Annotated in this window: 27 protein-coding genes and 2 tRNA genes; 12 read left to right on the top strand and 17 right to left on the bottom strand. The window is 69.7% G+C overall.

Annotated elements, in window-relative coordinates; translation table 11 throughout:
- The first annotated feature begins 259 nt into the window (after window positions 1–259).
- From RBB84_RS06965 to RBB84_RS06980, 4 genes are all read left to right on the top strand, one after another.
- Window positions 260–2,125: a methylmalonyl-CoA mutase family protein gene (locus RBB84_RS06965; RefSeq protein ID WP_064256280.1), complete on the top strand. Its 1,866-nt coding sequence runs from the start codon at window positions 260–262 to the stop codon at window positions 2,123–2,125.
- A complete protein-coding gene (gene scpA / locus RBB84_RS06970) occupies window positions 2,126–4,372 on the top strand; it encodes a methylmalonyl-CoA mutase (RefSeq protein WP_350247312.1) in 2,247 nt (748 codons plus the stop codon).
- A gap of 7 nt (window positions 4,373–4,379) precedes the next feature.
- Entirely contained in the window at window positions 4,380–5,429 is a 1,050-nt protein-coding gene (meaB, locus tag RBB84_RS06975; RefSeq protein WP_006551539.1) for a methylmalonyl Co-A mutase-associated GTPase MeaB, read from the top strand.
- Between the two features lie 126 nt (window positions 5,430–5,555).
- On the top strand, window positions 5,556–5,900 hold the full coding sequence (locus RBB84_RS06980; protein ID WP_082921021.1) for a lysoplasmalogenase family protein: 345 nt from the start codon (window positions 5,556–5,558) through the stop codon (window positions 5,898–5,900).
- 164 nt (window positions 5,901–6,064) lie between these two features.
- Here RBB84_RS06980 and RBB84_RS06985 read toward each other — a convergent pair whose 3' ends face one another.
- From RBB84_RS06985 to RBB84_RS07010, 6 genes are all read right to left on the bottom strand, one after another.
- Window positions 6,065–6,286, bottom strand: coding sequence for a hypothetical protein (locus tag RBB84_RS06985; protein WP_231912013.1), 222 nt, complete (start codon window positions 6,284–6,286; stop codon window positions 6,065–6,067).
- A 297-nt stretch (window positions 6,287–6,583) separates the two neighbouring features.
- Entirely contained in the window at window positions 6,584–7,621 is a 1,038-nt protein-coding gene (locus RBB84_RS06990) for a sulfite exporter TauE/SafE family protein (protein ID WP_006551542.1), read from the bottom strand.
- Between the two features lie 293 nt (window positions 7,622–7,914).
- Entirely contained in the window at window positions 7,915–9,150 is a 1,236-nt protein-coding gene (locus RBB84_RS06995) for a saccharopine dehydrogenase NADP-binding domain-containing protein (RefSeq protein WP_033096643.1), read from the bottom strand.
- Between the two features lie 14 nt (window positions 9,151–9,164).
- Entirely contained in the window at window positions 9,165–9,545 is a 381-nt protein-coding gene (locus RBB84_RS07000) for a DUF2784 domain-containing protein (protein ID WP_064256279.1), read from the bottom strand.
- 61 nt (window positions 9,546–9,606) lie between these two features.
- On the bottom strand, window positions 9,607–9,975 hold the full coding sequence (locus tag RBB84_RS07005; RefSeq protein ID WP_006551545.1) for a universal stress protein: 369 nt from the start codon (window positions 9,973–9,975) through the stop codon (window positions 9,607–9,609).
- A gap of 123 nt (window positions 9,976–10,098) precedes the next feature.
- A complete protein-coding gene (locus RBB84_RS07010) occupies window positions 10,099–11,568 on the bottom strand; it encodes an SDR family oxidoreductase (RefSeq protein ID WP_051424822.1) in 1,470 nt (489 codons plus the stop codon).
- Window positions 11,569–11,654: 86 nt separating this feature from the next.
- Here RBB84_RS07010 and RBB84_RS07015 point away from each other — a divergent pair, with 86 nt between their 5' ends.
- Window positions 11,655–11,888 carry a PLDc N-terminal domain-containing protein gene (locus RBB84_RS07015; RefSeq protein WP_033096644.1) on the top strand — a complete coding sequence of 78 codons (234 nt, stop codon included), beginning with the start codon at window positions 11,655–11,657 and terminating at the stop codon, window positions 11,886–11,888.
- Between the two features lie 75 nt (window positions 11,889–11,963).
- Here RBB84_RS07015 and RBB84_RS07020 read toward each other — a convergent pair.
- Together RBB84_RS07020 and RBB84_RS07025 are read right to left on the bottom strand one after the other, a co-directional pair.
- Window positions 11,964–12,049: transfer RNA gene (locus RBB84_RS07020), tRNA-Leu, on the bottom strand.
- 279 nt (window positions 12,050–12,328) lie between these two features.
- Window positions 12,329–12,414, bottom strand: a tRNA-Leu gene (locus RBB84_RS07025).
- A 133-nt stretch (window positions 12,415–12,547) separates the two neighbouring features.
- On the opposite strand from RBB84_RS07025, the gene RBB84_RS07030 reads away from it, so the two are divergent.
- Entirely contained in the window at window positions 12,548–13,900 is a 1,353-nt protein-coding gene (locus RBB84_RS07030) for a M20/M25/M40 family metallo-hydrolase (protein WP_064060328.1), read from the top strand.
- Window positions 13,901–13,930: 30 nt separating this feature from the next.
- On the top strand, window positions 13,931–14,473 hold the full coding sequence (locus RBB84_RS07035) for a YbhB/YbcL family Raf kinase inhibitor-like protein (RefSeq protein WP_064255564.1): 543 nt from the start codon (window positions 13,931–13,933) through the stop codon (window positions 14,471–14,473).
- 56 nt (window positions 14,474–14,529) lie between these two features.
- On the opposite strand, the gene RBB84_RS07040 is transcribed toward RBB84_RS07035, so the two are convergent.
- From RBB84_RS07040 to RBB84_RS07075, 8 genes are all read right to left on the bottom strand, one after another.
- A complete protein-coding gene (locus tag RBB84_RS07040; RefSeq protein WP_064255565.1) occupies window positions 14,530–15,600 on the bottom strand; it encodes a quinone-dependent dihydroorotate dehydrogenase in 1,071 nt (356 codons plus the stop codon).
- Between the two features lie 46 nt (window positions 15,601–15,646).
- The gene (locus tag RBB84_RS07045; protein ID WP_006551956.1) at window positions 15,647–15,901 is read right to left on the bottom strand and encodes a DUF5703 family protein; all 255 of its coding nucleotides are present in this window, start codon (window positions 15,899–15,901) and stop codon (window positions 15,647–15,649) included.
- Window positions 15,901–16,923 (bottom strand): hypothetical protein, encoded by a 1,023-nt coding sequence (locus RBB84_RS07050; protein WP_064255566.1) that lies wholly within the window; start codon window positions 16,921–16,923, stop codon window positions 15,901–15,903. Before RBB84_RS07050 ends, RBB84_RS07045 begins: the two co-directional genes overlap by 1 nt.
- A 139-nt stretch (window positions 16,924–17,062) precedes the next feature.
- A complete protein-coding gene (locus tag RBB84_RS07055; RefSeq protein ID WP_033096648.1) occupies window positions 17,063–17,935 on the bottom strand; it encodes a heme ABC transporter ATP-binding protein in 873 nt (290 codons plus the stop codon).
- Window positions 17,926–19,023 (bottom strand): iron ABC transporter permease, encoded by a 1,098-nt coding sequence (locus RBB84_RS07060; protein WP_064255567.1) that lies wholly within the window; start codon window positions 19,021–19,023, stop codon window positions 17,926–17,928. Before RBB84_RS07060 ends, RBB84_RS07055 begins: the two co-directional genes overlap by 10 nt.
- 7 nt (window positions 19,024–19,030) lie before the next feature.
- On the bottom strand, window positions 19,031–20,077 hold the full coding sequence (locus RBB84_RS07065; protein WP_082920953.1) for an ABC transporter substrate-binding protein: 1,047 nt from the start codon (window positions 20,075–20,077) through the stop codon (window positions 19,031–19,033).
- A 3-nt stretch (window positions 20,078–20,080) separates the two neighbouring features.
- The gene (locus RBB84_RS07070; protein WP_006551961.1) at window positions 20,081–20,746 is read right to left on the bottom strand and encodes a biliverdin-producing heme oxygenase; all 666 of its coding nucleotides are present in this window, start codon (window positions 20,744–20,746) and stop codon (window positions 20,081–20,083) included.
- 95 nt (window positions 20,747–20,841) lie between these two features.
- Window positions 20,842–21,780: an aldo/keto reductase gene (locus RBB84_RS07075; protein WP_006551962.1), complete on the bottom strand. Its 939-nt coding sequence runs from the start codon at window positions 21,778–21,780 to the stop codon at window positions 20,842–20,844.
- Window positions 21,781–21,991: 211 nt separating this feature from the next.
- Between RBB84_RS07075 and RBB84_RS07080 the strand changes: the two genes are divergently transcribed.
- The 5 genes from RBB84_RS07080 (at window position 21,992) to mshC (ending at window position 26,366) form a co-directional block, all read left to right on the top strand.
- Window positions 21,992–22,837 (top strand): undecaprenyl-diphosphate phosphatase, encoded by an 846-nt coding sequence (locus tag RBB84_RS07080; protein WP_174556291.1) that lies wholly within the window; start codon window positions 21,992–21,994, stop codon window positions 22,835–22,837.
- Between the two features lie 36 nt (window positions 22,838–22,873).
- Window positions 22,874–23,602, top strand: a complete 729-nt coding sequence (locus RBB84_RS07085; RefSeq protein ID WP_024100860.1) for a histidine phosphatase family protein — start codon at window positions 22,874–22,876, stop codon at window positions 23,600–23,602.
- Between the two features lie 45 nt (window positions 23,603–23,647).
- The gene (locus RBB84_RS07090) at window positions 23,648–24,238 is read left to right on the top strand and encodes a DUF3090 domain-containing protein (RefSeq protein ID WP_006551966.1); all 591 of its coding nucleotides are present in this window, start codon (window positions 23,648–23,650) and stop codon (window positions 24,236–24,238) included.
- A gap of 4 nt (window positions 24,239–24,242) precedes the next feature.
- Window positions 24,243–25,049, top strand: a complete 807-nt coding sequence (locus RBB84_RS07095) for an SCO1664 family protein (RefSeq protein WP_064255568.1) — start codon at window positions 24,243–24,245, stop codon at window positions 25,047–25,049.
- Window positions 25,050–25,124: 75 nt separating this feature from the next.
- Window positions 25,125–26,366 (top strand): cysteine--1-D-myo-inosityl 2-amino-2-deoxy-alpha-D-glucopyranoside ligase, encoded by a 1,242-nt coding sequence (mshC, locus tag RBB84_RS07100; protein WP_064255569.1) that lies wholly within the window; start codon window positions 25,125–25,127, stop codon window positions 26,364–26,366.
- A gap of 124 nt (window positions 26,367–26,490) precedes the next feature.
- On the opposite strand, the gene RBB84_RS07105 is transcribed toward mshC, so the two are convergent.
- Window positions 26,491–26,886 carry a VOC family protein gene (locus tag RBB84_RS07105; RefSeq protein WP_024100863.1) on the bottom strand — a complete coding sequence of 132 codons (396 nt, stop codon included), beginning with the start codon at window positions 26,884–26,886 and terminating at the stop codon, window positions 26,491–26,493.
- Window positions 26,887–26,982: the final 96 nt, after the last annotated feature.

Here is a 26,982-nt window from a genome sequence, read left to right on the forward strand (position 1 = left end):
CTCGTCACGAGCGTCCACACTACCGGCCGGGCGGTCTCTTGCATCCCCGCGAGCAGAGTGACGAAGGCGGCACGATAACGTTCCGATCGAGGACGTCGTTATCGAGCGCTAGAAAAACTGTGGTGATCCCCACAACGATCGCGCGATGTGCGGGGATAGCATCACACCGAAGGCAACCTACCCATTTCGAGGTTGCCCACCTCCGGCCGACAACGCCGTCCGTACAAAGCCTGCAAACCCGCAGTAGGAGGAATCGCCCGTGTCATTAGCTGCAGAAGCCGAGGATGCCGCGCGCGCATATGCGCAGTGGCAGGACGCGGTGGCGGGGGTGCTGGCCAAGTCCCGACGTGTCGACCCGGCCGAACTCGGACCCGAGCCGCAGCGTCTGCTCGAGACCACGACCTACGACGACGTCACCGTCGCGCCGCTGTACGGCGTCCGCGACGAGCGCGACGAAGCGCCGCTGCCCGGTGAGTTCCCGTTCGTCCGCGGCGGCTCGTCCACGCGCGACGTCAACACCGGCTGGCTCGTCGACGTCCGGTTCACCGGCACCGACGCGGCCTCGGTCAACGAGCGCATCCTCGACGCCCTGAACAACGGCGTCAGCTCGGTGTGGCTCGGTCTCGGCGCCGGCGCGGTCCCCGTGGACGCGCTCGACACCGCGCTCAACGGTGTGCTCCTCGACCTCGCGCCGGTCCGTCTCGACGCCGGTGCCGACGCGGTCGCAGCGACCACCGCCGTGTACTCCGTGCTCGACAACCGCACCGATATCGAGGACCGCGCCGCCGTGCGCATCTTCCTCGGTGCAGCGCCGCTCACCAGCGCGTTCTCCGAGCGTCCCGACGTATCTCTCGACGAGGCCGTCGAACTGGCACGGGCCGCCGCCGACCGCACCGAAGCGGTGCGTGCCCTCACCGTGGACGGCACCGCCTTCCACAACGCCGGTTCGTCCGACGCCGAAGAACTCGGTGCCGCGATCGCCGCCGGCCTCGATTATGTGCGAGCACTCGTCGACGCCGGGGTTCCCGTTGCGGCCGCGCTCGGTCAGCTCGAGTTCCGTCTCGCCGCGACCGACGACCAGTTCCAGACCATCGCCAAGTTCCGCGCGGGTCGTCAGGTGTGGGCGCGCGTCGCCCAGGTCGCCGGTGCCCCCGAGGCCGGCAACGCTCCGCAGCACGCCGTGACCTCCGCGGCGATGATGGCCCAGCGCGATCCGTGGGTGAACATGCTGCGCACGACCCTCGCTGCGTTCGGCGCGGGTGTCGGTGGCGCCGACGCCGTCACGGTCCTGCCGTTCGACTCCGCACTGCCGGCCGGTGTGCTCGAGGTGTCCGAGGCGTTCTCCGCCCGGATCGCCCGCAACACCCAGCTGCTGCTGCTCGAGGAGTCCAACCTCGGGCGCGTTCTCGATCCCGCCGCCGGTTCCTGGTACGTCGAGGAACTGACCGCGCAGATCGCAGAGAAGGCATGGGGCTTCTTCCAGGAGATCGAGGCGGCCGGTGGCTACCGCGCCGCTCTCGAGGCAGGGCTGATCGCCGAGCGTGTCGCGCAGACGCGTGCCCGCCGCGAGTCCGACATCGCGCACCGCACGTTCTCGGTGACCGGTGTCAACGAGTTCCCGAACCTGGCCGAGAAGCCGCTGCCGGTCGGTGTCGCCGAGGCCGGCGCGTCCGCCGCGCGGTACGCCGCACCGTTCGAGGCGCTGCGCGACCGCTCGGACACCTACCTGGCCTCGCACGGTGCCCGCCCGCGGGTGCTGCTCGCCCCGCTCGGGCCGATCGCCGAACACAACGTACGGGCGACCTTCGCGACGAACCTGCTCGCCGCCGGTGGCATCGAAGCGGTCAATCCCGGACCGCTCGATCTCGACGCCGACCTGTCGTCCCTGGTGGGCGACACCGGAACGTCCGTCGCCGTGCTGTGCGGCACCGACACCCGCTACGGCGAGCAGGCCGGTACGGCCACCTCTGCGCTGCGTGCGGCGGGGATCACGACGGTGCTGCTGGCCGGACCCGAGAAGGCCGTGAAGGACGCGCAGGGGGACGATCGTCCGGACGGCTTCCTCACCGCGCGCATCGACGCCGTCGCCGCCCTCACCGACCTGCTGAACACTCTGGGAGCGTAAGTGAGCGTCGAACACGAAATCGGCAGCTTCGCCGACGTCCCGTTGACGGACCCGGCCGCGCCGGCGCCCACCGCTCCCACCGCGGAGCAGGCCGCCGCGCTCGTCGAGTCCGTCGCCGAGGCGAACAACTACAGCACCGAGGACGTCGTGTGGTCGACGCCCGAGGGCATCGACGTCAAGCCGGTCTACACCAAGGCCGACCGCGACGCCGTCGTCGCCGAGGGCTACCCGCTCGGCAGCTACCCGGGTCTGGCCCCGTTCGTGCGCGGGCCGTACCCGACGATGTACGTGAACCAGCCGTGGACCATCCGGCAGTACGCCGGCTTCTCCACCGCCGCCGAGTCCAACGCCTTCTACCGGCGCAACCTCGCCGCCGGTCAGAAGGGCCTGTCGGTGGCCTTCGACCTGGCCACGCACCGCGGCTACGACTCCGATCACCCGCGTGTACAGGGTGACGTCGGTATGGCCGGTGTCGCGATCGACTCGATCCTCGACATGCGTCAGTTGTTCGACGGCATCGATCTGTCGCAGGTGTCGGTGTCGATGACCATGAACGGCGCGGTGCTGCCGATCCTGGCGCTGTACGTCGTGGCGGCGGAGGAGCAGGGCGTCAAGCCCGAGCAGCTGGCCGGAACCATCCAGAACGACATTCTGAAGGAGTTCATGGTCCGCAACACCTACATCTACCCGCCGAAGCCGTCGATGCGGATCATCTCCGACATCTTCGCGTACACCTCGGCGAAGATGCCGCGCTTCAACTCGATCTCGATCTCCGGCTACCACATCCAGGAAGCCGGCGCGACGGCCGACCTCGAGCTCGCGTACACCCTCGCGGACGGCATGGAGTACATCCGCGCCGGACTCGACGCCGGCATGGACGTCGACAAGTTCGCGCCGCGCCTGTCGTTCTTCTGGGCGATCGGCATGAACTTCTTCATGGAGGTCGCGAAGCTGCGCGCAGGTCGCCTGCTGTGGAGCGAGCTCGTCGAGAAGTTCGGGGCGAAGAACCCGAAGTCGAAATCGCTGCGCACCCACTCGCAGACCTCCGGCTGGTCGCTCACCGCACAGGACGTCTTCAACAACGTCGCCCGCACGTGCGTCGAGGCGATGGCCGCGACCCAGGGCCACACCCAGTCGCTGCACACCAACGCGCTCGACGAGGCGCTGGCACTGCCCACCGACTTCTCGGCGCGCATCGCCCGCAACACCCAGCTGCTGCTGCAGCAGGAGTCGGGCACCACGCGGCCCATCGACCCGTGGGGCGGCTCGCACTACGTCGAGTGGCTCACCCACGAGCTGGCCGACAAGGCCCGCGCCCACATCGCCGAGGTCGAGGCCGCCGGCGGTATGGCGCAGGCGATCTCGGAGGGCATCCCGAAGCTGCGCATCGAGGAGGCGGCCGCCCGCACCCAGGCGCGCATCGACTCCGGTCGTCAGCCCGTCATCGGCGTCAACAAGTACCAGGTGACCGAGGACCACGAGATCGAGGTCCTCAAGGTCGAGAACTCGCGTGTGCGGGCCGAGCAGCTGGCCAAGCTCGAGCAACTGCGCGCCGACCGGGACGAGGAGGCCACCCGCGCCGCCCTCGACGCGCTCACCCGCGCCGCCGGTGCGCAGAGCCAGGGTCTCGACAACAACCTGCTCGCGCTGGCCATCGACGCGGCCCGCGCGAAGGCCACCGTCGGTGAGATCTCGGACGCCCTGGAGAAGGTCTACGGCCGTCACCAGGCCGAGATCCGTACGATCAGCGGCGTGTACCGCGACGAGGCCGGCAAGGCCACCAACATCACCGCCGCAACCGAACTGGTCGAGAAGTTCGCCGAGGAGGAGGGTCGTCGCCCCCGCATCCTCGTCGCGAAGATGGGCCAGGACGGTCACGACCGAGGCCAGAAGGTGATCGCCACGGCCTTCGCCGACCTCGGATTCGACGTCGACGTGGGACCGCTGTTCCAGACCCCCGAAGAGGTCGCCCAGCAGGCGGCCGACAACGACGTGCACGTCGTCGGCGTGTCGTCGTTGGCCGCGGGTCACCTGACGCTGGTCCCTGCCCTCAAGCAGGCGCTGGCCGAGGTGGGCCGCGAGGACATCATGATCGTCGTCGGTGGTGTCATCCCGCCGGGCGACTTCGACGAGCTCTACGCGGCGGGTGCGGCGGCGATCTTCCCGCCCGGCACCGTGATCGCGGATGCGGCGACCGGTCTGCTGACCAAGCTCGCCGCGCAGCTCGGCCACCACCTCGGAGGCTGACGTCGGCATGAGCGACTCCTCGGTCGGCGCCGCGCAGACCCGCCGACGGCAGATCGACGTCGACGCCCTCGCCGAGGCCGTGCTCGCCAACGAGCGGGCCGGCCTCGCGCGGGCCATCACGTTGGTCGAGTCGACCCGCGACGACCATCGGGAGCGGGCGCAGCAGTTGCTGCTGCGCCTGCTTCCCAACGCGGGCAACGCGATTCGTGTCGGTATCACCGGTGTGCCCGGTGTCGGCAAGTCGACCTTCATCGACGCGCTCGGCATGCATCTGCTCGAGCAGGGGCATCGGGTCGCGGTGCTGGCCGTCGACCCGTCGTCGACCCGCACGGGTGGTTCGATCCTCGGCGACAAGACACGGATGGCGCGGCTCGCGGTGCAGCGGGACGCCTACATCCGCCCGTCGCCCTCGGCCGGCACGCTCGGCGGGGTCGCGAAGGCCACCCGCGAGACGATGGTGCTGCTCGAGGCTGCCGGTTTCGACGTGATCCTCGTCGAGACCGTCGGTGTCGGACAGTCCGAGGTGACCGTCGCGAACATGGTCGACACCTTCTGCTTCCTGACCTTGGCCCGCACCGGCGACCAGCTGCAGGGCATCAAGAAGGGCGTGCTCGAACTCGCCGACCTCGTTGCCGTCAACAAGGCCGACGGGGAGTTCGAACGCGACGCGCGGGTCGCCGCCCGCGAACTCGCCGGCGCGATGCGCATGGTGCATCCGCACGACGCGATCTGGAAGCCGCCGGTGATCACCATGAGCGGCATGACCGGCAACGGTCTGGACACCTTCTGGGACACTGTGCTCGAGCACAAGAAAGTGCTCACCGAGGCGGGCATGTTCGACGAGAACCGGCGCCGTCAGCAGGTGGACTGGACGTGGACGATGGTGCACGACCAGCTGTTGCGTCGTCTCGAGACCTCCCCGCGCGTGCGGGCGATCCGCAAGGACGTCGAGGCCGGGGTGCGCGACGGTTCGCTGACCGCCGCACTCGCCGCGCAACGCCTGCTCGACGCCTTCGACGGGGTGCACGACCCCGGAACGTCCGGCGAGGACTCCTGATCCCGTGAGCCGCCGCACGATCGCCGTCACCGTTCTCGGTGCGTTCGCGATCGTCGCGGCGGCTCATCTCGTTTTCAGGTTCTCGCGCCCGATTCGGCGTTCACCGACGTTTCGCAGTGGTTCCTCATGCCGCTGCTCGCGCTCGGACTCGTTCTCGTCACGTCCGCACCGCGCGACCGGCTGGTCGTGGGCACGCTTGTGGCACTGGGAGTCTCATGGTTGGGGGACAGCGCACCCGACCTCGTCGACGGTGATGCCGCGTTCCTGGTGCTGGTGGGTCTCGTCCTGTGCGCCCAGCTCACCTACATCGTCGCGTTGCGGCCGCACCGGCGGTCGAGCGTGCTGCGGACCCGCCCATGGGTGGTCGGTCTCTACACCTTCGCAGTGTTCGCCATGGTCGCCGTGTGCGCTTCGGCGGCAGGGATTCTCGTCGTCCCGGTGGCGATCTACGCGTCGTGCGTCGGGGAGTAGTTCGAGACCGCCGCTTTCGAGGTCGCTCGCCGACGGGACGTTGCCGGATCCCGGTGGCAGGACGATCTCCACCGACCGGATCTCGTCGAGGTTGGTGACGCTGTCCGGGGTCTCCCATGCGCAGTAGACGCTGTACTCGTCCACGCCGTTCGAGGAGCGCAGGCTCAGTGCCGCTCGATGTAGGGGGCGACGGCGGGCGCGACATCGTCGCACGAGTCGAAGCGGGCGAGGATGTCGCTGCCGAGGCCGGTCGGTTCGCTGACGGTGTCGGCGTGGAAGGTGGTGTCGGAGGTGGCGTCGTCGCCGGAGGAGCACGCTCCGAGGAGCAGGGCGCCGGCGAGGGTCGCGGATGCGACGGCGTATCGGGGCAGATTCCCACGGCGCATCGTAGCGTCCGTACGAGTTGTATGTGATCTTGGTTCTGCTCGGGCGGTCGAAGGCTGCGACACCGTGCGTTACAGCCCGAGAAGCTGCTTGGCGACCGTCACGGCACTGCGGGATCGAGGACCATCGCGGCATCGCGGCCGCCGACGGTGATCGACACGCAGGCCTGGGGGAGTTCGACGCCGGCCGCGGTGAAGGCGGTGCCGGGCCATGTCGATCGGCATGCTGTGCGCGAATCCGCCGGCCGCTTCGATGGCGGGATCGGGAAGCACCACCGCACGCGGGCATAACAGCGATTATCAGGCCCCGTCGGGAGTCCGTGGTGACGTGGTGGAATTCAGGCGAGTTTCGTTGTGTCCGGGCACCTCGCGAGGCTCCGGACGGGCCCCGGGGAGAGGCGTCGCGTCGGTACCTTCGAGCAGTGCCGCCGGCGTCGGCTGCGCCAGCGGTTCGAGCGAACCGCTCTTCTCCGCGGGGGTGAGGCGCGAACGCTTCCAGGACACGATCAGCAGCGTGAGCCACGCAGCGACGATGGCGAGGTAGAGCACCGCCAGCGCCGCGCCGGAGAGGTCGACAGTCTTGGCGAGCTTGTGCGCGTTGGTCAGCACGATGACACCGCCGACGCCGGTACCGAGCAGCGTCGCAGGGACGCGGCTGACCAGCCAGGCCGCGACCGGCGCCGCGAGGGCACCGCCGAGCGCGAGACCGGCGACGATAACGAGATTGCCCAGGGAGTCGTGGCCGAGCCCGAACAGGAAGCCGACGCTCGCCGCGACCGCGACGAGGAACTCCGACGCGCTCACCGAACCGATCACGGTGCGCGGTGCCGTCTTACCGCGGGAGAGCAGGGTGCTGGTGGTGATCGGTCCCCAGCCGCCACCACCGCTCGCGTCGATGAAGCCGCCGAAGAAGCCCAGAGGCGACAGGAATTTCGCGGTGTGCGGGGAGGTGCGGGCGTGGGCGACCGCAGGGGGTCGTACCGAGAAGCGCAACGCGACGTATACGCCGATGGCCAGCAGGATTCCGGCGGTCACCGGTTCGGCGGCCTCGGTGGACAGTCCCGACAGCACGGTCGCGCCGAGGAAGGCGCCGATGGCACCGGGAACACCGAGTCGCAGCACGACCTTCCAGTCGATGTTGCGGAACCGCCAGTGCGAGGCACCGGAGACGAGGGTGGTTCCGACCTCGGCGAGGTGCACGGCGGCGCTCGCGTGCGCCGGACCGACACCGCTGAACAGCAGCAGGGTGGTCGCGGTGACACCGAAGGCCATGCCGAGTGCGCCGTCGACGAGCTGTGCGCCGACACCGACGAGCGTGAAGATGAGCAGATTGAACATGCGTTGGCTCCGAAAGCTGGAAGAACCCGAAAAGTTGGACGAGCGGCGAAGCGCTCAGCAACACTCCCGGGTGCAACACAGACAATCGAAGCAGGCGCCGCGACGGGTCGGCCAGAACGGCATGAGCGCGAGACGAGCGGCCGGAGCCATCTCGGTACTCGTCGCAGCCATGGTCACGTCCTCAGGTCTCGTTCCGCGCGCGGATCGTCCGGTCCGGTCGAGCATAGCCCGTCGAAGCGACGGAGCCACACTCGGCGGGCCCGGCGCGCCGATCGGGCGCGCCGGAGGCGAGGTCAGCCGAGGCGGCGCGCGGAGATCTCGAAACCGGCCGTGCGGAGCCGTTCGGTCAGCACGTCCCCGAAGGCCACCGCGGGGGTGAGGACACCGCCACCGGCGTGCAGGGCCGCGCCGCCGAGGGCGAGCGAGAGGGCGGACTCGCCGAGCATCACGGCCGTGGCCTTGTAACCTGGGTCGCCCTGCGCGGAGAACCGCGCGGTGTAGCGAGCTCCCGATTCGGTCGAAGCGTACAGATCCACCGTGAAGTAACCGTTCTCGCGGGTCTCCTCCGACGGTCCCTCACCGGGCGCGGGCAGGAGCTTGTCGAGGACGAACCGCGTGGGCGGGAACGACAGGCCGGCGGCGAGGGCTCCCGTGCCGAGTCCGACGAGCCCGGCGAGGACGGGGGAGAGCGGTGAGGAGCCGACACTCATCACCTCCCGGTAGCGGAACCGGCGTCCGTAGGCCCAGTCGCGCAACGCGTTGCTGCGTCGCACGATGCGGGTGTTGTAGGAGGCCATCACGAACGGTGCGAGCCGCCCCGAAATCTCCGGCGCCACGGATTTGCCGTCGACGAACGCGAAGTCGTTCTGGCGACCGAGATCGGGTTCCCGAGCCCGATCGGGGGACAGCGAGTACGGGCGCGCGGCGATCTTCCGTGCGGCGGCATCCTTGCGGACCGCGTCGAGCTGTTGCCGGAGCGAATCGATGGTTCCGCCGCTCACCCCGCCGCGGAAGGAGCCGAGCACGAAGGTCGTGTCGGTGAGCGGCAGGTTGCCGTCGGCCTCCGCGGCGCGGTAGAGCGCATGGACGCCGAGGTCGGACGGGACGGAGTCGAAACCGCACGAGTGGACTATGCGGGCGCCGGTGCGCCGGGCCACGTCGTCGAAGCGGTCGATGCTCTCGCGGTGGAAGAGCACCTCGCCGGTGAGGTCGACGTAGTCGGTGCCGGCCTCGGCGCACGCCTGCACGAGCGGCAGCCCGTACGTGGCGTAGGGACCGACGGTCGTGATCACCACGCGGGTGGACTCGGCGAGCGCGGTCAGCGAGGCGGGATCGTCGGCGTTCGCCTCGATCAGCCGCCAGTCGGTTCCGAGGTCGGCGGCGAGCTTCTCGAGTTTGGTGCGTGAACGTCCTGCGAGTCCGACGGCGACGCCGTCGGGGAGGTTCTCGGCGAGATAGGCGGCGGTGAGGCGCCCGACGAAGCCGGTGGCGCCGTAGATAACGATGTCGAGATCCCGGGAGACAGTCATGCCCCTCACCCTACTCAGGAGTAAGTCTCGGGGGCGACCTTCGTCACACGGATCCGGCGCCACAGCACCACCCACGAGATGAGTACGGCGAGCGCGGCGAGGGCGCGGACCGCGCCGAGCGCGGACTCCGGGTAGATCACCCCGGTGAGGTAGTGATCGATGAATCCGCTCGGCGGCAGACCTTCCTGGCCGGCCTCGCGGCGTGCCCAGTTCTCCACCGCGGTCAGCGGGCAGCCGAACCCCACGGCCACCGAGGTCGCTCCCCACACCACCGCGACGACGTGCGCGACGATCGTGCGGGGCCACCGCCACGCGAGGAAACCACCGAACGCGACGTAGAGCACGAAGAGCAGATGCACGAAGGCCGTGAGGTCGGCGACCACCCGGAACGCCATGTGCCCAGGGTAGAACGAACGGCCTCGGAACGAACGCGGTTGCCGGAGGGCGGGCGGTGCCTCAGCCGGCCTTGATGACGAGCACCGGCACCGACGACTCGGTGATCAGCCGCTGCACCGCCCGCTCGACGAGGAACTTGCCGGTCGCGGTGCGCCCGCGGCTGCCGATGACCACGCGTTCGGCGCCGCTGCGCGCAAGCAGTTCGACGGTCGTGCCGACCGGATCGCCGTCGTGGACGGCCGAGAGCAACTCCCAGCCGTCGGTACCGGCCACCTCGCTCACCTGTGCCCGCACGCCTTCCACCTCGTCGGGTTCGTCGAGCGGGTGGAGCACCACCAGCGACTGCTGCCGGTCGGCGGCCTCCCGCACCGCGGCCTGCAGAGCGATCCGGCCTTCGGGGGTATCGGCGTGAACGACAGCGACAGTCATGACTCTCCTCGTGCGGGCCTGCGGGGACGTTATCCATTATCGCCGCGGCCCGGAGAGTGGGCCACGATCCACGGTGTGGAACCGGTCTCCCCAAATCACGGGGTCCGGATCACCGCGTCCGGATCACCAGGGTGCCGGGCGGAAGTCCTTGAGGAAGCATCCGTACAGGTCCGTGCCGGCCTCGCCCTGGACGATCGGGTCGTAGACGCGGGCGGCGCCGTCCACGAGATCGAGCGGGGCGTGGAATCCCTCCTCGGCCAGCCGCATCTTGGTGTGGTGCGGCCGTTCGTCGGTGATCCACCCGGTGTCGACTGCGGTCATGAGGATGCCGTCGGTGAGCGTCTCCTCGGCGCTGGTGCGGGTGAGCATGTTCAGCGCGGCCTTGGCCATGTTGGTGTGCGGATGCCCGGCGCCCTTGTAGCGGCGACCCCCGAACTGCCCTTCCATCGCGGAGACGTTCACGACGTACTTGCGGCGGGCCGGGGACGCGGCGAGCGCCGGACGCAGACGGTTGACGAGGATGAACGGCGCCACCGAGTTGCACAGCTGCACCTCGAGCAGTTCCAGCGGCTCGACCTCGCCGACGGTCTGGACCCAGCTGTTGGTGTGCACGAGATCCGGCAGCAGGCCACCGGCGTCGACGGCGACGCCGGCCGCGACCCGCTCGGGTGTCGCCGATCCGGCCACCAGTGCCAGCGAGGTCAACGAGTGCGCCGACAACTCGGCCGGCAGCGACCCGGCCAGAGCAGCCGGATGGGCGTCCGAGGGCTTGCCGAAGGTCAGGACCTCGGGGCGCGGACCGGCGGGCAGCGGATCGGCCTCCGCCTCGGCCAGCGCCGAGTAGGCACCGGGGGAGCGGCGCACCGTCTGCGCGGCGTTGTTGATGAGGATGTCCAGCGGACCCTGCGCGGCCACATCGTCGGCGAGGGCGACCACCTGGGCGGGATCACGCAGGTCGATGCCGACGATGCGCAGCCGGTGCAGCCAGTCGCCGCTGTCCTCCATCGCGGTGAAGCGGCGGATCGCGTCGTTGGGGAACCGCGTGGTGACGGTGGTGTGCGCGCCGTCGCGCAGCAACCGCAACGCGATGTACATGCCGATCTTGGCGCGACCGCCGGTGAGCAGGGCGCGACGGCCCCGCAGATCGGTGCGCGCGTCGCGTTTTGCGTGGTTCTCCTCGGCGCACGTCGGGCACAACTGGTGATAGAAGGCGTCGACGCGGGTGTACTTGTCCTTGCAGATGTAGCAGTGCCGCGGACGCAGCAGCGTTCCCGCGCTTGCACCGCGAGTCGACGACGCCAGCGGGAGTCCGGCGGTCTCGTCGTCGATGCGGGTGGGGGAGGCGGTGGCGGTCGCGGACAGCACCTGACGGTCGGCGTCGACGCGCTGCTTGCGGGCCTCGTTGCGGCGCAGCCGCTTGAACTTCTTGAACATGTGCCCCACGGCCCGCTGCACGGCGATCGCGTCGGGATGTTCGGCGTCGAGACCCGCTGCCTGGTCGAGCACCCGCAGACAGGTGGCCAGGTCGTCGGGGTCGATGCGGGTGAAGCCGTCGGTGGCGGGTTCGGCGGTGGTGTCGCTGTGGGGGTTCATCTGCCTTTTTCCGTGTGCTGCTGTATGCCCGATCGTATCGGGCAGGATGATCGTGTCCGAATTCCCGTGCAGGTACCGGAGGAACGATGAGCCCGAGCTCCCCCTTGTCCAAGAAGAAGTTCGCCGAACTGAGCCGCCCCCAGCAGGTGCTGGTGGTCCTGCTCGCGGTGGTGCAGTTGTCGCTCGCCGTCGCGGCCTGGGCCGATCTGGCGAGGCGACCGGCCGACAAGATCAACGGCAGCAAGCTGCGCTGGGCGCTGACCATCGCGGTGAACTTCTTCGGCCCGATCCGTTACTTCCGCAAGGGCCGCCGGGACTGAGGGTCTGCTCGCGCCGACCCCGGACGGACCGAAGGCCCCGAACCGATATCGGTTCGGGGCCTTCGGGTTTCGGAGTGTCCGAGGGGGGACTTGAACCCCCACGTCCGTTAATAGGACACTAGCACCTCAAGCTAGCGCGTCTGCCATTCCGCCACTCGGACCGACGCCCACACGGGGCATGTCGGTAGAACCCGCTCCCGCGGGCGCTGAAGAAACAGTAGCGCATGGGGCGTCCGATCCCCAAAACGGCACTTCAGGCGTGCTCGCGGCACTCGACGCGCCTCGCGCGGATCCGCTCGCTTGTTCGTCATCCGCTGCAGCACGTTGCCGCAGCGGATGACGAATGCGGTATCGGTTGTCGCCCGCTCGATCTTCTCCCGACAACGACGAAGGCCCCGAACATGATGTTCGGGGCCTTCGTCGTCTGTCTCGACTCAGAGTGTCCGAGGGGGGACTTGAACCCCCACGTCCGTTAATAGGACACTAGCACCTCAAGCTAGCGCGTCTGCCATTCCGCCACTCGGACCTGGTGCTCGCGCCCACTCGTCGTGGGCGCTGTGAAAGAGTAACCCACCACGCTCACGGTCCCAAATCGCCACCTCCACCTGCGGTGATCCGAACTGTCGAGATGGTGGACGGGCGGTGGTAGACATACGACCATGGCCATTGACACGAGCGCCCACCAGCCGTCCCGGGCGGAGGAGGAGGTCGTCGACCTCGTCTCCCGCCTCATCCGGTTCGACACCTCGAACACCGGCGAACCCACCACTACCCGCGGCGAACGCGAATGCGCCGAGTGGGTGGCCTCCGTGCTCGAGGAGGTCGGCTACGAGACGACCTACGTCGAATCCGGAGCGCCGGGCCGCGGCAACGTCTTCGCGCGGCTGCCCGGCTCCGACCCGAGCCGCGGTGCCCTCATGCTCCACGGCCACCTCGACGTTGTGCCGGCTGAGGCCGCGGACTGGAGCGTGCACCCGTTCTCCGGGGCCGTCGAGAACGGTTACGTGTGGGGACGCGGCGCGGTCGACATGAAGGACATGGTCGGCATGATGATCGCCGTCGCCCGCTACTTCAAGGTCGAGAACATCGTGCCCCCGCGCGATCTGGTGTTCGCGTTCGTCGCCGACGAGGAGGCCGGAGGCAAGTTCGGTTCGCAGTGGCTGGTCGAGCACCGGCCCGAGCTGTTCGAGGGCGTGACCGAGGCCGTGGGGGAGGTCGGCGGGTTCTCCCTGACCGTGCCGCGTCCCGACGGCACCGAACGTCGCCTGTACATGGTCGAGACGGCCGAGAAGGGCATGCGCTGGATGCGCCTGACCGCCACGGGTGTCGCCGGGCACGGCTCCTTCCTGCACGAGGACAACGCCGTCACCGTCCTCTCCCGCGCGGTGGCCCGGCTCGGATCCCACACGTTCCCTCTGGTCGTCAACGATTCCGTGGCCGAGTTCCTCTCCGCCGTGAGCGAGGAAACCGGGCTGGACTTCGACCCGGCCTCGCCCGATCTCGAGGGGGCGCTCGCCAAGCTCGGGTCGATCGCCCGCATCGTGGGCGCGACCCTGCGCGACACCGCGAACCCCACGATGCTCGACGCCGGGTACAAGGCCAACGTCATCCCGCGCACCGCGCACGCCGTCGTCGACTGCCGTATCCTGCCGGGCCGGCTCGCCGAGTTCGAACGCACTGTCGACGAGCTGATCGGGCCCAATGTCACCAGGGAGTGGATCACCGGTCTCGAGCCGTACGAGACCACCTTCGACGGCGACCTCGTCGACGCGATGAACGCGGCGATCCTCGCGCACGACCCGATCGGCCGGACCGTGCCGTACATGCTCTCGGCCGGCACCGACGCCAAGGCGTTCGCCAAGCTCGGCATCCGCTGCTTCGGTTTCGCGCCGCTGCAGTTGCCGCCCGATCTGGACTTCGCCGCGCTGTTCCACGGTGTCGACGAGCGTGTCCCCGTCGAGGCACTGCGCTTCGGCACCCGGGTCATGGAACACTTCCTCATGCACGCCTAGAACACACGAAACCGCCACGAAAGGACCGGAATGGCTTTCGATTACGACCCGTACAAGTTCCTGCCCGAGCTGCCCATCCTCGAGGTGACCAGCGCGGACTTCGCCGAGGGCGAGGAATGGAAACTCCCGCAGGCCAGCGGTGCGTTCGGAATCCCCGGGGGCGGCGACGTCTCCCCGCAGCTGTCCTGGTCGGGTTTCCCCGCCGAGACGAAGAGCTTCGTCGTCACGGTGTTCGATCCGGACGCCCCCACGGCGTCGGGTTTCTGGCACTGGGCCGTCGCGAACATCCCGGCCTCGGTCACGGAACTGCCGACGGGTGCGGGTAGCGCCGACTCGAATGCTCTTCCGGAGCAGGCCGTGACCCTGCGCCACGACGGCGGAGCCCACGGGTTCATCGGTGCCGCTCCGCCGGCCGGACACGGCCACCACCGCTATATCGTCGCGGTGCACGCACTCGACGTCGAGGTGCTCGAGGGTGTCACGCCCGAGTCGAGCCCGGCCTTCCTCGGCTTCAACGTTTTCGGGCACGCCATCGCCCGCGGTCTGCTGACCGGCACCTACGAGGTGCGCTGACAGGTCGTGACGGACGGGCCCGGGTCGAGTACGACCCGGGCCCCGTCCGTTGCAGGTCACACTCGTGTGCTGGCGCCCACCGCGTCGGCGATGGAGCGGTAGCCGTGCGCTCGCAGCTTGCGGGCGATACCGCGGTTGATGCGCCGCGCCCAGAACGGACCGCCGTAGATGAAGCCGGTGTAACCCTGGACCAGCGACGCGCCGGCGAGGATGCGCTCGAACGCCTGCTCCGGCGTCTCGATGCCGCCCACCGAGACCAGGGTGAGTCGATCGCCCACCCGCGTGCGCAGCCGGCGCAGCACCTCGAGGGACCGCTCGGCGACCGGGGCGCCCGACAGGCCGCCCGCGCCGATCTCCTCGATGCGGCTCTGCGGGGTGTTCAAACCGTCGCGGCGGATGGTGGTGTTGGTGGCGACGATGCCGGCGAGCCCGAGTTCGAGTGCCAGATCGGCCACCGCGTCGACGTCCTCGTCGGACAGGTCGGGGGCGATCTTCACGAGCACCGGCACCGTCACGGTGTCCAGCACCGCGGCGAGGATCGGGCGCAGCGACTCGACGGCCTGCAGATCCCGCAGGCCGGGGGTGTTGGGGGAGGAGACGTTGACGACCACGAAGTCGGCGAGCGGGCCGAGCAGTCGTGCGCTCTCGGTGTAGTCCTCGGCGGCCTGCTCGGCCGGCACGACCTTCGTCTTGCCGATGTTCGCGCCGATGGGGACGGTGCGGCGGCGCTGCCGCAGCCGGTTGGCGGCCTCCCCGGCACCGTGGTTGTTGAAGCCCATCCGGTTCACGATCGCCCGGTCCTCGGGGAGGCGGAACAGTCGCGGCTGCGGATTTCCCGGCTGGGCCTGGGCGGTGACGGTGCCGATCTCGGCGAACCCGAATCCGAGCGGACCCCACACGTCGACACCGGTCGCGTCCTTGTCGAAACCGGCCGCCAGGCCCACCGGCGTGGGGAACTGCACGCCGAAGACGGTGTTACGGAGGATGGGGTCGTCGGTGACGAGCACCTTCGCCACCAGGGCGCGCAGCGGCCCGAAGCGAGTCGACCAGCGCATCGCGAGGAAGGCGAGGTGGTGGGCTCGTTCCGGCGGCAACAGGAACATGAGCCGAAGAAGATAGCGGTACACGAACTACTCCCTGCAAGCCCGGTCCACGACGGTCCGGGATCTGTTATCAACCAACGGTGGGTTCGGGGACGTGATGGGCGGTCTTGCGGCGGCGCAGCAGCACCCGCCGGCTCCCGTCCGGATACAGACGCACCCGGGTGAGTTCCCAGCCGTGGAATTCGGCGGAGATCGCCAGACGCATCGACGCGCTCACCCGGGACACGTCCCGGGGCAGCTTGAGCGGCACGTATTCGTATTCGTCGTTGCTGGTGTCCCAACCGACAGGCATCCGGGTCAACCGGCCGAGTCGCTCGTTCGCCATCACTGTCCTTCGATCGGGATCCGTTGCAGTCCGTCACCGGTTGCCGACGCGATCACCAGTGCCGCATCGGCCGGATCGACGGCGATCGAATTCGGTTGCCGCACCGTTGCGAAGCGGTGGCGTTCTCGCGGGATCCCGGTCGAAAGATCGTAGCCCACGACCTCGTTGCTGCCGGTCAGAGTCACCCAGATCAGGTCCCGCGTCTCGTCGTAGGTCACAGCGTACGGGGCGGGGCCGACGGGATAACGCTGCCGCAGGACGATCGCGTCGAGGGTGTAGACGAGCAGTTCGTCGCCGGTGGTGTCGGTGACCACTACGCGTCCGAAGGGGTCGGTGGTCAGCTGCGTCGCACCTTCGCCGGCACGCAGCGCGGGACCGAGATGGGCGTCGGCGAGGTCGAGCTCGGTGAGGGAGGTCTGCCGGCGGTCGAGCGCCGCGACGGCGTCACCGGTGACGGCGAGGGCGTCGACGGAGGCGAGGCCCCCGACGGTGGTGGCCACCTCACCGGATCCGGGGTCGACGACGAGCACGCGGCCGTTGTCGGTGCCGACCGCCCAGCGGCCGTCGGACAGCACGGCCGCCGACGCGGCATTGCCGTCGACCGGGACCTCGGTGATGGTGCCGTCGGCGACGTCGATGCGCAGCACGGCCCCGGACACGGGGGCGAGCACACTGCCCTCGGGGCCGGTCACGACGGTCGCGGCGGACGACGGCAGGCCCACCAGGCGCGGTTCCGTCCCGGGACCGTCGAACGCCATGTCGTCGAACAACGCGACCCGTGCTCCGTCGTCGACGAGCGCGGCGAAGGTACCCGTGGACGGTTCGACGACCAGCGCATCGACCTGCAGGTCGAGCGGACGGACGTCGCCGGCAGGGGACGGGCCGACCTCGGGGGCGGCCGCAGGAGTGGCGGGTTCGATGGTCTGCAGCACGTCCGGGGTGCTCTCCGACGAGCAGCCGGCCAGCACGACCATCGCGATCGCGCCCACCATCGTGACCGCTCGGATCCCCGCTCTGCCCATCGTTGCTCCTCGTCCTCGGATTCGATTCGCACCTGCCGGACGTGCTCCGGCGCCCGGCGCGCCGACCTTCAGTGTTCCTGATGCCGGTCGCGGGGAAGAAATCAGTGGGTCGTCCGACGGGCCGAATGTGATCTGCTGCTCAGGTCTGCGCCGAGGCGGACCGGTCGCGGTTCGGACGTCGCGGCAACACGAGCGGGGTGCCGGTCTCGGGGTGGCGGCCGATCGCCACGGGGTACTGGTAGACGCGGCCGAGGAGCTCTTCGGTGAGGACGTCGCCGGGTGCGCCGTCGGCGACGATGCGTCCCTGTTCGAGCACGCAGACGCGGTCGGCGTAGGCGGCGGCCAACCCGAGATCGTGCAGCACGACGACCACGGCGTGCCCGTCGTCGGCGCGGGCCCGCACGACCTGCATGACCGCCTCCTGGTGGCCGAGGTCCAGTGCTGCGGTGGGTTCGTCGAGCAGCAGTGTCTCGGTGTCCTGGGCCAGCACCCGTGCGAGCGCCACCCGGGCGCGTTCGCCGCCGGACAGCGCAGGGAACGGCCGGTCGGCCAGATGGGCGACGTCGCAGGTCCCGAACGCCTCGGCGACGATGCGGTCGTCGTCGTCCTGTCTGGGGGTGCGCGCCCACGCGGCCCGTCCCATCCGCACGACCTGCCGGGCGGTGAACGGGAAACCGACGGTGTGCTGCTGCGGTAGCACGGCGCGGCGGCGCGCCAGGGCGATCGACGACCACCGCTCGAGGGCACGGCCCTCGACCTCGACGGTGCCGCCGCTGATCGGATGGTCGCCGGACAACGCCGCGAGCAGGGTGGACTTGCCCGCCCCGTTGGGGCCGACGAGCGCGACGACCTCACCGGTGCGCACCTCGAAGTCGACGCCGTGCAGGATCTCCCGCTCTCCGCGCCGCAGTCGCACAGCCACCGCGCGCATCGTCGCGGTGCCCGGTGCCGAGCGGGCCGGGACGGCCGCGTCCGGGGTTCCGAGGGAGCGGGGAAGCAGCCTCATGCCCATCCACCCTGCTTCGCGCGGGTGCGGCGCAGCATCAGGAAGAAGACCGGGCCACCGATGAGGGCGGTGATCATGCCGAGCGGCAGGTCGGCGTTCTCGACCAGCGTGCGCGCCCCCAGGTCGGCGGCGAGCAGGACGACCGCGCCGGCGAGCACACTCGCCACGACGAGCACCCGGTGGGCGGGGCCGAGAGCCAGGCGCATCAGGTGCGGCACGACCAGGCCGACGAACATGATGATGCCGGTGAAGGCGGTGGCGCCGCTGACCAGCACGGCGACCGCCAGGATCGACAATTGCCGCACGCGTTCGACGTCCACACCCAGATGCCGGGCGACGCTCTCGCCGAGCGCCAGCAGGTCGAGTTTCGGGGCGAGCAGGACCGCGACGAGCACACCGGCCAGGGTCAGCGGCGCGACCACCGCGACGATGTCCCAGGTGGCTCCGCCGAGACTGCCGAGCTGCCAGAACACGATCTGGTCGCGGGCGGCGGGACTGGCGACGAAGGTGAAGAACGCGATGAGCCCGCCGGCGACGGCGTTGACGGCGACGCCGGTGAGGATCACCGTGACGACTTCCGTGCGTCCGTTCGATCGGGACAACGCGTAGACCAGCACGGTGGTGATCAGACCGGAGACGAGTGCGGCGCCCGCCAGCGCCCAGCCGGTGGTGAATGCGCCGCCGAGCACGATCACCGCCGACGCGCCGACGGCGGCGCCGGAGGACACACCGATCACGCCGGGTTCGGCGAGGGGATTGGCGAAGATGCCCTGCAACAGCGCCCCGGAACAACCGAGGGCGGCACCGACGAGCATCGCGAGCACCACGCGCGGGAAGCGCACCTCCCACAAGGTCACTTCCCCGGCGGGATGCGCGGGCACCGGGCCGAGGTCCAACCCGATGCGGTGCAGCAGACTGCCGACCACCTCGGCCGGGCTCGTGGGCACCTGTCCGAGGCACGCCGACGCGACGGCCAGGGCGAGCAGGGCAACGACGAGACCGACGAGGACGACGGTGGTGCGTCCCCGTCCGGCCTTCCGCAGTGCCCGCTCGGGAAGGCCGGTGGCCTCGGTGACTTCTCCGCTCACGGACATCCGGTGATCACGACCGGTCCGACGGGTAGAACGCCTCCACCAGAGCGGCCAGGACCTTGCCGGTCTGCGGACCGAAGCTGAGGAGGGTCGAATCGTCCATGTCCACGATGGTGCCCGTCTTCCCGGCCGGGGTCTGCGCGACCCCCGGGAGTTGTGAGAGCCCCTCCGGCCCGCCCACCGAGTCGAGGCTGTGCGTCATCACCAGGATGATGTCGGGCGCCGAGGCGATCATCGCCTCACTGGTGATGGGCACGAACTGCGAGTCCAGCCCGGCGAGGATGCCGGCGTCGCGACCACCGGCGGCCGCGACGAGCGCATCGGCCCCCGATCCGGGGCCGCCGAGCATCTTGATCGCCGAACCGCGCAGATAGAGGAATGCGACGGTCGGTTCGGGATGGTCGGCGGGAATCGAGTCCTTCGCCGCGGCGATCTCGTCGAGCGTCCGCTGCGCGAGCGCAGCGCCGGCCTCGGGCACACCGAGCGCGGCCGCGACCGCCTCGATGTCGTCGGCGACGGTGTCGAGGGAGCGTTCCGGGTCGACGAACACCACCGGCACGCCGGTCGCGCGGATCTGTTCCTGCACCGCCAGCGGACCGATGGAGGTGTCGGTGAGCACGACGGTCGGGTTCAACGCGAGGATCGCCTCGGCGTTGAGACCGTGCCCGCCGGGGGTGACGTTGGGGACGTCCTGGATCGCGGGGAAGGACGCGGTGGAGCGGCCGACGAGCTTGTCGCCGAGTCCGAGGGCGTACACGGTCTGCGCGAGGGTGCCGGAGCGGTCGGCCACCACGATCCGCGAGATGTCGGTGATCGTGGTCTCGACGCCGTCCACGCCGCGCACCGTGGCCGGCAGTGCGGGTGCCGGGTCGGTGGTGATCGGCTCGGGTTCGGCATCGACGACGGCGGTGCGCGGACCGGTCGCGACGTCGGTGACGGTCGTGCCGTCGGTGGTGGGGGCGCTGCATGCGGCGACGAGGAGGACACCCAGCACTGCGATCAGCGCGACCGGGAGGCGGAGGAGGGAACGGAACAGGCGGAGGAGGGAACGGAACATCGGTCAGGCACGCACCCGATACCGGTCGATATCGCGCGCGAGGTCGGCGAACAGGGCACCGTTGAGCCCGTACACGAGGTTCGCCTCGTCGATGACGGTCTGCTGCTGGTCGCCGTCGAGCGGTGCGGCGTCGAGCTTCGCGCGGTAGGCGTCCTTGAACGGCTTGGTCTTCGGGATCCCGTCGAAGATGTAGAAGCGCAACCCGTCGCGCTCGTAGCCGTAGGCGCGTTCGAGCATGCGGCGGATGATCTGGCCGCCGGAGAGGTCGCCGAGATAACGCAGATAGTGATGCGCGAGGAAGGCTTCCGGGGACACCGCCGCGACCTGCACGAGCCGGTCGACGTAGGCGACCGTTGCGGGCAGCGGCGTGATGCGGTCGCGCCAGTCGGAGCCGACGAGGAAGTCGAGGTCGGCTTCGAGCGCGGCGGTGCGGAGCAGTTCGTCGCTGAGGAAGGGACCGGCGATCGGGTCGTCGGCGTAGCTGCGGCCGATCCGCTCGAGGCTGTCGTAGACGAACCAGGTCTGCGCGATGAGCGCGGCGTGGGCCTCGGTCGACAGCTTGCCGCCGAGCAGTTCCGAGACGAACACCGAGTTCTCGGTGTCACTGTGCGCCTGCTGGGTCTCGAGCCGGATCCGTTCGGCGAATCCGACGACTTCGGTCGTGGCCATCGACCGACCTCCCCTCACATTGCCTGTACCGAATGTACTCGGCAGGCTAGCCTAACCTTCCGGATAAGGGCAGGGTGCGGGCGGTGTCGCGGAGATCACGCGCTCACGTCGTCGAGCGCCGCGGCGATCGCCGGCGGCAACGCCAACTCCTCCGCGACCAGCACTCCGGTCAGTTGCGCGAGATCCCGGGCACCCACGAGCGTCGAGGCCACGTGCGGCCGGTCGCGCACCCACGCCAGCGCGACGGCCAGCGGGGAGGTGCCCAGCCCGTCGGCGGCCGTGGCGACCGCGTCGACCACGCGCACCGCGGATTCGGTGAGATAACGGCGCACTTCCTCGGTGTGCACATCGTCGGCGCCGCGCGAATCCGCCGGCACCCCCGACCGGTACTTACCGGTGAGAACACCGCCGGCGAGCGGCACAGCCGCGAACACACCCACGCCGTGGTGGGCCGCGGCGGGGATCAACTCGTCCTCGACGCCGCGGGCGAGCAGGGAGTACTCGACCTGCGTGCTGATCAGCGGCGCCGGGCGCCGGGCCGCGGCCGCGGCGGTCGCGAGCTGCCAGCCGAGATAGCCGCGCACCCCGACGTATCGCACGCGCCCGCTGGTGACGGCGAACTCGAGGGCGTCCATCACCTCGTCGACGGGGGTGTGCGGATCCCACGTCGCAACCTGCCACACGTCGAGGTGGTCGGTGCCGAGTTCACGCAGGGTCGCGTCGAGCTGGTTGAGCAGGCCCGAGCGGGAGCAGTCCACGCGGCCGGAACCGAGTGTGGTGGTGTCGATGCCGGAGCTGCCCGACAACACCAGCTGGTCGCGGGGCACCACGTCGTCGAGCAGTTCGGCGAGGATCCGTTGCGCGACCCCGTCCCCGTAGGCGGGGGAGGTGTCGACGAGCGTGCCGCCCACATCGACGAAGGCCGACAACTGGGCTGCGGCCTCGTCGCCGTCCGTTCCACGACCCCACGTCAAGGTGCCCAGGCCGAGCCGTGAAACCCGCAGGCCGCTCGCACCGACTGTCCTGTATTCCATAACCGTCCGCGTTTCCTCCCGACACGACGGGACGTCGCCGCGCTCGGCCACGACCCCGGTACTGCACCCTAATGCGCAACAGGCGCGCGGCAGCGTCCGGCGCGCCGACCGGTCGGGTTCCACGTACCCTTCGCCGAGTGAGAACTGCTCCCTGCATCCGCGACCACCGATCCGTCCCCACCGCAGCCTTCGTGCCGGGGGTCGCCGCATGATCGGCGAATCGATGACCTGGCTGCAGACGATCGTCCTCGGCATCGTGCAGGGCCTCACGGAGTTCCTGCCGATCTCCTCGTCCGGCCACCTGCGGATCGTCTCGGAGATCTTCTTCGGAGAGGACGCCGGCGCGTCCTTCACGGCAGTCACCCAGCTGGGCACCGAGGCCGCCGTTCTGGTGTTCTTCGCCGGGGACATCTGGCGGATCCTGCGGGCCTGGTTCCGCGGCCTGTTCCACAAGGAGCACCGCTCCGACCACGATTACAAGATGGGCTGGTACGTCATCCTCGGCACCATCCCGATCGGCATCCTCGGCGTGCTGTTCAAGGACGACATCCGCACCGTCGCCCGCAATCTGTGGCTCGTCGCCACCATGCTCATCGTGTTTTCGATCGTCATCGCAGCTGCCGAGTACTTCGGCAAACAGCGGCGCGACGTGAGTCAGCTCACCCTCAAGGACGGCCTGATCATGGGTTCGGCGCAGGCGCTGGCCCTGATCCCCGGCGTGTCCCGCTCCGGCGGCACCATCTCCGCCGGTCTGTTCCTCGGGCTCACCCGCGAGGCCGCCGCCCGATACTCGTTCCTGCTCGCCATCCCCGCCGTCGTCGCCTCCGGTCTGTTCAGCCTGCCGGACGCCTTCGAACCGGCCGGGGAGGGGCTCAATGCCTCGGGGGCGCAGCTGCTCGTCGCGACCGTGATCGCCTTCGCGGTCGGCTACGCTGCGATCGCCTGGTTGCTGCGCTTCGTCGTCAACCACTCGATGTACTGGTTCGTCGGCTACCGCGTGATCCTCGGCGTGATCGTGCTCGGACTGCTCGCCACCGGCGTGGTCTCCGCCACCTGAGAGGCTGCCGACAGGCGGTACCTCTAGGCTGGGCGCATGACGGTCATCCTGCTGCGGCACGGACGGTCGACGGCGAACACCTCGCACGTGTTGGCCGGTCGTTCCCCCGGTGTCGAACTCGACGAGGTCGGCCACGTCCAGGCGAAGAATCTCGTCACCCGGTTGGCCGGGCTCGAGATCACCGAGATCGTGCGGTCGCCGCTGCTGCGGTGCCGGCAGACAGTGCAGCCGCTGGCGACCGATCGTGGACTCGAACCGGTCGTCGATGAGCGACTCGCCGAGGTCGACTACGGGCAGTGGACCGGACGCGAACTGAAGGAACTGGTCAAGGAACCGCAGTGGGCGGTCGTGCAGCAGCACGCCTCCGCAGCGGTCTTCCCGGACGGTGAAGGACTCGCGCAGGTGCAGTCCCGCGCGGTCGCTGCGATCCGCGAACACGACCGGCGTCTGCGCGAGGCGCACGGCAAGGACGTCGTGTGGATCGCGTGCAGCCACGGCGACGTCATCAAGTCGATCCTCGCCGACGCGCTCGCGACGCATCTCGACAGCTTCCAGCGGATCGTCGCCGAGCCGGCGTCGCTCAGCGTCGTCCGCTACACCGACACCCGGCCGTTCGTGCTGCGCGTGAACGACACCGGTTCGGACCTGTCCGGGCTTGCCGGGCCGTCCGAACCCAAGTCCGTGCCCGGCGGCGAAGTGCCCGGCGCGGTCGAGGAACCCGGCGACCCACCGCAGGGGCACCGACAGGAGACGGCACGCGGATAATGGCAGTGTCCGTCATGGCAGAGTGTGGGGACTCGAGGAGGTGTGATGGCCCGCGCGATACACGTGTTTCGAACACCTGATCGGTTCATCGCCGGCACTGTCGGTGAACCGGGCGACCGGGTGTTCTACCTGCAGGCCGTGCACGAGTCCCGTGTGGTGAGCGTGCTTCTGGAGAAGCAGCAGGTGCAGATCCTGGCCGACCGGATGGGGCTGTTGCTCGAAGAGGTACAGCGCCGCTTCGGCACCGTGATCCCCGACGACCCCGAGGTCGACGTCAGCCCGTTGGTGACACCGATCGAGGCCGAGTTCCGGGTCGGCACCATGGGTCTGGGCTGGGACGCCGACGCCGGATCGGTGGTGGTGGAGCTGCTCGCGGTCACCGACACCGAACTCGACGAGTCCGTGGTGCTCGACGACACCGAGGAAGGTCCCGACGCGGTGCGGGTATTCCTCACACCGGTGCAGGCCCGCGAATTCGCGGCCCGTTCCGAACTCGTCGTCTCGGCCGGGCGCGCGCCCTGCCCGCTGTGCGGCGAACCGATCGGCGCCGACGGACACATCTGCGTCCGCACCAACGGTTACCTGCGTACCCCCGGATTCGATCCGGCCGCGTGGTTCGGCGAGGAAGAAAGCTGACCGCGTGACGGTGCCGGACGTGCAGAGTGTGCTGACCGACGGCGACCTCGACGTCGTCGGGCAGATCGCACACGCAAGCAACGCGACCCTCGTGTGCGACGCGCAGCTCGGCGACACCGAGGTGCGGTGCGTCTACAAACCCGTCCGCGGGGAGCGGCCGTTGTGGGACTTCCCCGACGGCACCCTCGCCGGACGCGAGGTCGCCTCGTACCTGATCTCCGAGGCGCTCGGCTGGGACGTCATCCCGCTCACCGTGCTGCGCGACGGTCCGTACGGTCCCGGCATGGTGCAGCGCTGGATCGACACGGTCGACTCCGCGCAGGGCGGAACGGAACGCCTGGATCTGGTGGACCTGTGCCCGGCCGGTGCGGTTGCGCAGGGGTGGCTGCCGATCCTGCGTGCCCGCGATCTGGACGGCGCCGAGGTGGTGCTCGTCCACGCCGACGATCCGCGCCTGCAGCGCATGGCGGTGCTCGACGTCGTCCTCAACAACGCCGACCGCAAGGGAGGCCACGTCCTCGAAGGTCTCGACGGACACGTCTACGGCGTCGATCACGGCATCTGCCTGCACCAGGACGACAAGCTGCGCACCGTGCTGTGGGGGTGGAGCGGCGACCCGGTCGACCCGGTCCTCCTCGCCGACCTCGACAAGCTGCTGCGGCGGTTCGACGGCGGCTTCGCCGAGGAGCTGTGCGAGCACATCACCGCCATCGAGGTGCGTGCCCTGCAGCGCAGGATCACCCGCTTGCTCGAACACCCCGTGATGCCGCATCCGCGCGGAGACCGGCGCATTCCCTGGCCCGCCTTCTGAGGCCGCGGCCGTTCGCCTGCCGCACGCCCGGGTGCCCGCGCGGAGCACTCCCGCGACTCCATTAGGCTCGTAGTCATGCAATCTTGGTCCGACGTCGCGATCCCGTCCGTCCCCGGTCAGGGGCCTCCGTTGCGGTTGTTCGACACCGCGGACCGAGCGGTGCGTCCGGTCACCCCGGGCGACACGGCAACGATGTACGTGTGCGGCATCACCCCCTACGACGCCACGCACCTCGGCCACGCCGCCACCTACCTGACCTTCGATCTGGTCAACCGCATCTGGCGCGACGCCGGCCACGACGTCCACTACGTGCAGAACGTCACCGACGTCGACGACCCGCTGTTCGAACGCGCCGAGCGCGACGGTGAGGACTGGGTCGTCCTCGGTACGCGCGAGACGGCCCTGTTCCGCGAGGACATGGAGGCGCTGCGCGTGCTGCCGCCGCGCGACTACATCGGTGCCGTCGAATCGGTGAACGAGGTCGTCGAACTCGTCGAGAAGCTCGTCGCCTCCGGTGCCGCCTACATCGTCGACGACGCCGAGTACCCGGATGTCTACTTCCGGACCGACGCCACCGAGCAGTTCGGTTACGAGTCCGGCTACGACCACGACACGATGATGCGGTTCTTCGCCGAGCGCGGCGGCGACCCGGAGCGCCCCGGCAAGCGCGACCCGCTCGACGCCCTGCTGTGGCGCGCGGAGCGTCCCGGCGAACCGGCCTGGCCGTCGCCCTTCGGTGCCGGACGCCCCGGCTGGCACATCGAGTGCGCGGCCATCGCCCTCAACCGCATCGGCTCCGGCTTCGACGTGCAGGGTGGCGGCAGCGACCTGATCTTCCCGCACCACGAGTATTCCGCCGCGCACGCCGAAGCCGTCACCGGCGACCGGCGTTTCGCTCGGCACTACGTGCACACCGGCATGATCGGCCTCGACGGCGAGAAGATGTCGAAGTCGCGCGGCAATCTGGTGTTCGTCTCCAAGCTGCGCGGTGAGGGCGTCGACCCCGCCGCCATCCGGCTCGGGCTGTTGTCGGGGCACTACCGCGTCGACCGTCCGTGGACGTCCGAGGTCCTCGCCGCCGCCGAGGCGCGACTGGCGTTGTGGAAGCAGGCGGCGGCGCTGCCGTCGGCCGCCTCCGCCGAGGACACGGTCGCGCGCCTGCGCCAGCATCTCGCCGACGACCTCGACACCCCGAAGGCCCTCGACGCCCTCGATGGGTGGGCGCGCTTCGCGGTCGAGCGCGGCGGCGACGACGCTGCGGCGCCGGCCCTGTTCGCCGACGTCGTCGACACTCTGCTCGGTGTGAACCTGCGCTGAATCCCGGTTCGTGAGTGCACATCTCGTCGCGGCACGCCGAGGCGTAACGGCGAGATGTGCACACGCGACTCTCGTCTACTTGGGGATATAGTCGCGGTGGATCTCCGCCGGTGTGCGAAGGCGATCAGCTCGGCGGCGCGAAGAATTCGAGCGCGATGTTGTCGGGATCGCGGAACGACAGCCCGGAACCGTACGAGGCGTTCTTGATGTCCCCGTGTCGGATACCCAGACTGTCGAGCCGGTCGCGCCACTTCCCGAGCTCGTCGGCGGTGCAACCGAACGCGATGTGGTCGAGCCCGGTGTTCCGTTCGTCGAAGGACGTCTGCGCCGGCGAACCGGGGTGGGTGTGCAGGCCGAACAGGGTGCCGCCGTCGAGTGCGAAGACCGCGTGGTGGAAGGTGCCGGATTCGTCGTCCTCGTCGAGGACGGGTGTGGCGTCGAAGAGGTTCGAGTACCAGGCGGTGCTCGCAGCCAGATCCGAGACGGTGACGGCGACATGGGTGAGTGCGGGAAAAACCATGACAGTCTCCTCCGTTCGAGGCCCCTCCTCATCGTAGACCTCGATGCGGTGCTGCCGACCCCTGTCGGCGTATCCCCAAATGTTTCCGAGTGTTCT

It is taken from the genome of Rhodococcus sp. D-6, assembly GCF_040256695.1.
In the GTDB taxonomy this organism is placed as follows: Bacteria; Actinomycetota; Actinomycetes; order Mycobacteriales; family Mycobacteriaceae; genus Rhodococcus; species Rhodococcus pyridinivorans.

Excerpts from the sequence above, each read along its gene's own strand:
- RBB84_RS07030 (WP_064060328.1), top strand. The coding sequence starts at position 12,548 with ATGGCCATTGACACGAGCGCCCACCAGCCGTCCCGGGCGGAGGAGGAG.
- RBB84_RS06990 (WP_006551542.1), bottom strand. The coding sequence starts at position 7,621 with ATGTTCAATCTGCTCATCTTCACGCTCGTCGGTGTCGGCGCACAGCTC.
- RBB84_RS07015 (WP_033096644.1), top strand. The coding sequence starts at position 11,655 with ATGAGCCCGAGCTCCCCCTTGTCCAAGAAGAAGTTCGCCGAACTGAGC.
- RBB84_RS07075 (WP_006551962.1), bottom strand. The coding sequence starts at position 21,780 with ATGGAATACAGGACAGTCGGTGCGAGCGGCCTGCGGGTTTCACGGCTC.
- RBB84_RS07070 (WP_006551961.1), bottom strand. The coding sequence starts at position 20,746 with ATGGCCACGACCGAAGTCGTCGGATTCGCCGAACGGATCCGGCTCGAG.
- RBB84_RS07055 (WP_033096648.1), bottom strand. The coding sequence starts at position 17,935 with ATGGGCATGAGGCTGCTTCCCCGCTCCCTCGGAACCCCGGACGCGGCC.
- RBB84_RS07090 (WP_006551966.1), top strand. The coding sequence starts at position 23,648 with ATGGCCCGCGCGATACACGTGTTTCGAACACCTGATCGGTTCATCGCC.
- RBB84_RS07035 (WP_064255564.1), top strand. The coding sequence starts at position 13,931 with ATGGCTTTCGATTACGACCCGTACAAGTTCCTGCCCGAGCTGCCCATC.
- mshC (WP_064255569.1), top strand. The coding sequence starts at position 25,125 with ATGCAATCTTGGTCCGACGTCGCGATCCCGTCCGTCCCCGGTCAGGGG.
- RBB84_RS07065 (WP_082920953.1), bottom strand. The coding sequence starts at position 20,077 with ATGTTCCGTTCCCTCCTCCGCCTGTTCCGTTCCCTCCTCCGCCTCCCG.
- RBB84_RS07085 (WP_024100860.1), top strand. The coding sequence starts at position 22,874 with ATGACGGTCATCCTGCTGCGGCACGGACGGTCGACGGCGAACACCTCG.
- RBB84_RS06980 (WP_082921021.1), top strand. The coding sequence starts at position 5,556 with ATGCCGCTGCTCGCGCTCGGACTCGTTCTCGTCACGTCCGCACCGCGC.
- meaB (WP_006551539.1), top strand. The coding sequence starts at position 4,380 with ATGAGCGACTCCTCGGTCGGCGCCGCGCAGACCCGCCGACGGCAGATC.
- RBB84_RS07060 (WP_064255567.1), bottom strand. The coding sequence starts at position 19,023 with ATGTCCGTGAGCGGAGAAGTCACCGAGGCCACCGGCCTTCCCGAGCGG.
- RBB84_RS06995 (WP_033096643.1), bottom strand. The coding sequence starts at position 9,150 with ATGACTGTCTCCCGGGATCTCGACATCGTTATCTACGGCGCCACCGGC.
- RBB84_RS07010 (WP_051424822.1), bottom strand. The coding sequence starts at position 11,568 with ATGAACCCCCACAGCGACACCACCGCCGAACCCGCCACCGACGGCTTC.
- RBB84_RS07000 (WP_064256279.1), bottom strand. The coding sequence starts at position 9,545 with ATGGCGTTCCGGGTGGTCGCCGACCTCACGGCCTTCGTGCATCTGCTC.
- RBB84_RS06985 (WP_231912013.1), bottom strand. The coding sequence starts at position 6,286 with ATGCGCCGTGGGAATCTGCCCCGATACGCCGTCGCATCCGCGACCCTC.
- RBB84_RS07050 (WP_064255566.1), bottom strand. The coding sequence starts at position 16,923 with ATGGGCAGAGCGGGGATCCGAGCGGTCACGATGGTGGGCGCGATCGCG.
- RBB84_RS07045 (WP_006551956.1), bottom strand. The coding sequence starts at position 15,901 with ATGGCGAACGAGCGACTCGGCCGGTTGACCCGGATGCCTGTCGGTTGG.
- RBB84_RS07005 (WP_006551545.1), bottom strand. The coding sequence starts at position 9,975 with ATGACTGTCGCTGTCGTTCACGCCGATACCCCCGAAGGCCGGATCGCT.
- RBB84_RS07105 (WP_024100863.1), bottom strand. The coding sequence starts at position 26,886 with ATGGTTTTTCCCGCACTCACCCATGTCGCCGTCACCGTCTCGGATCTG.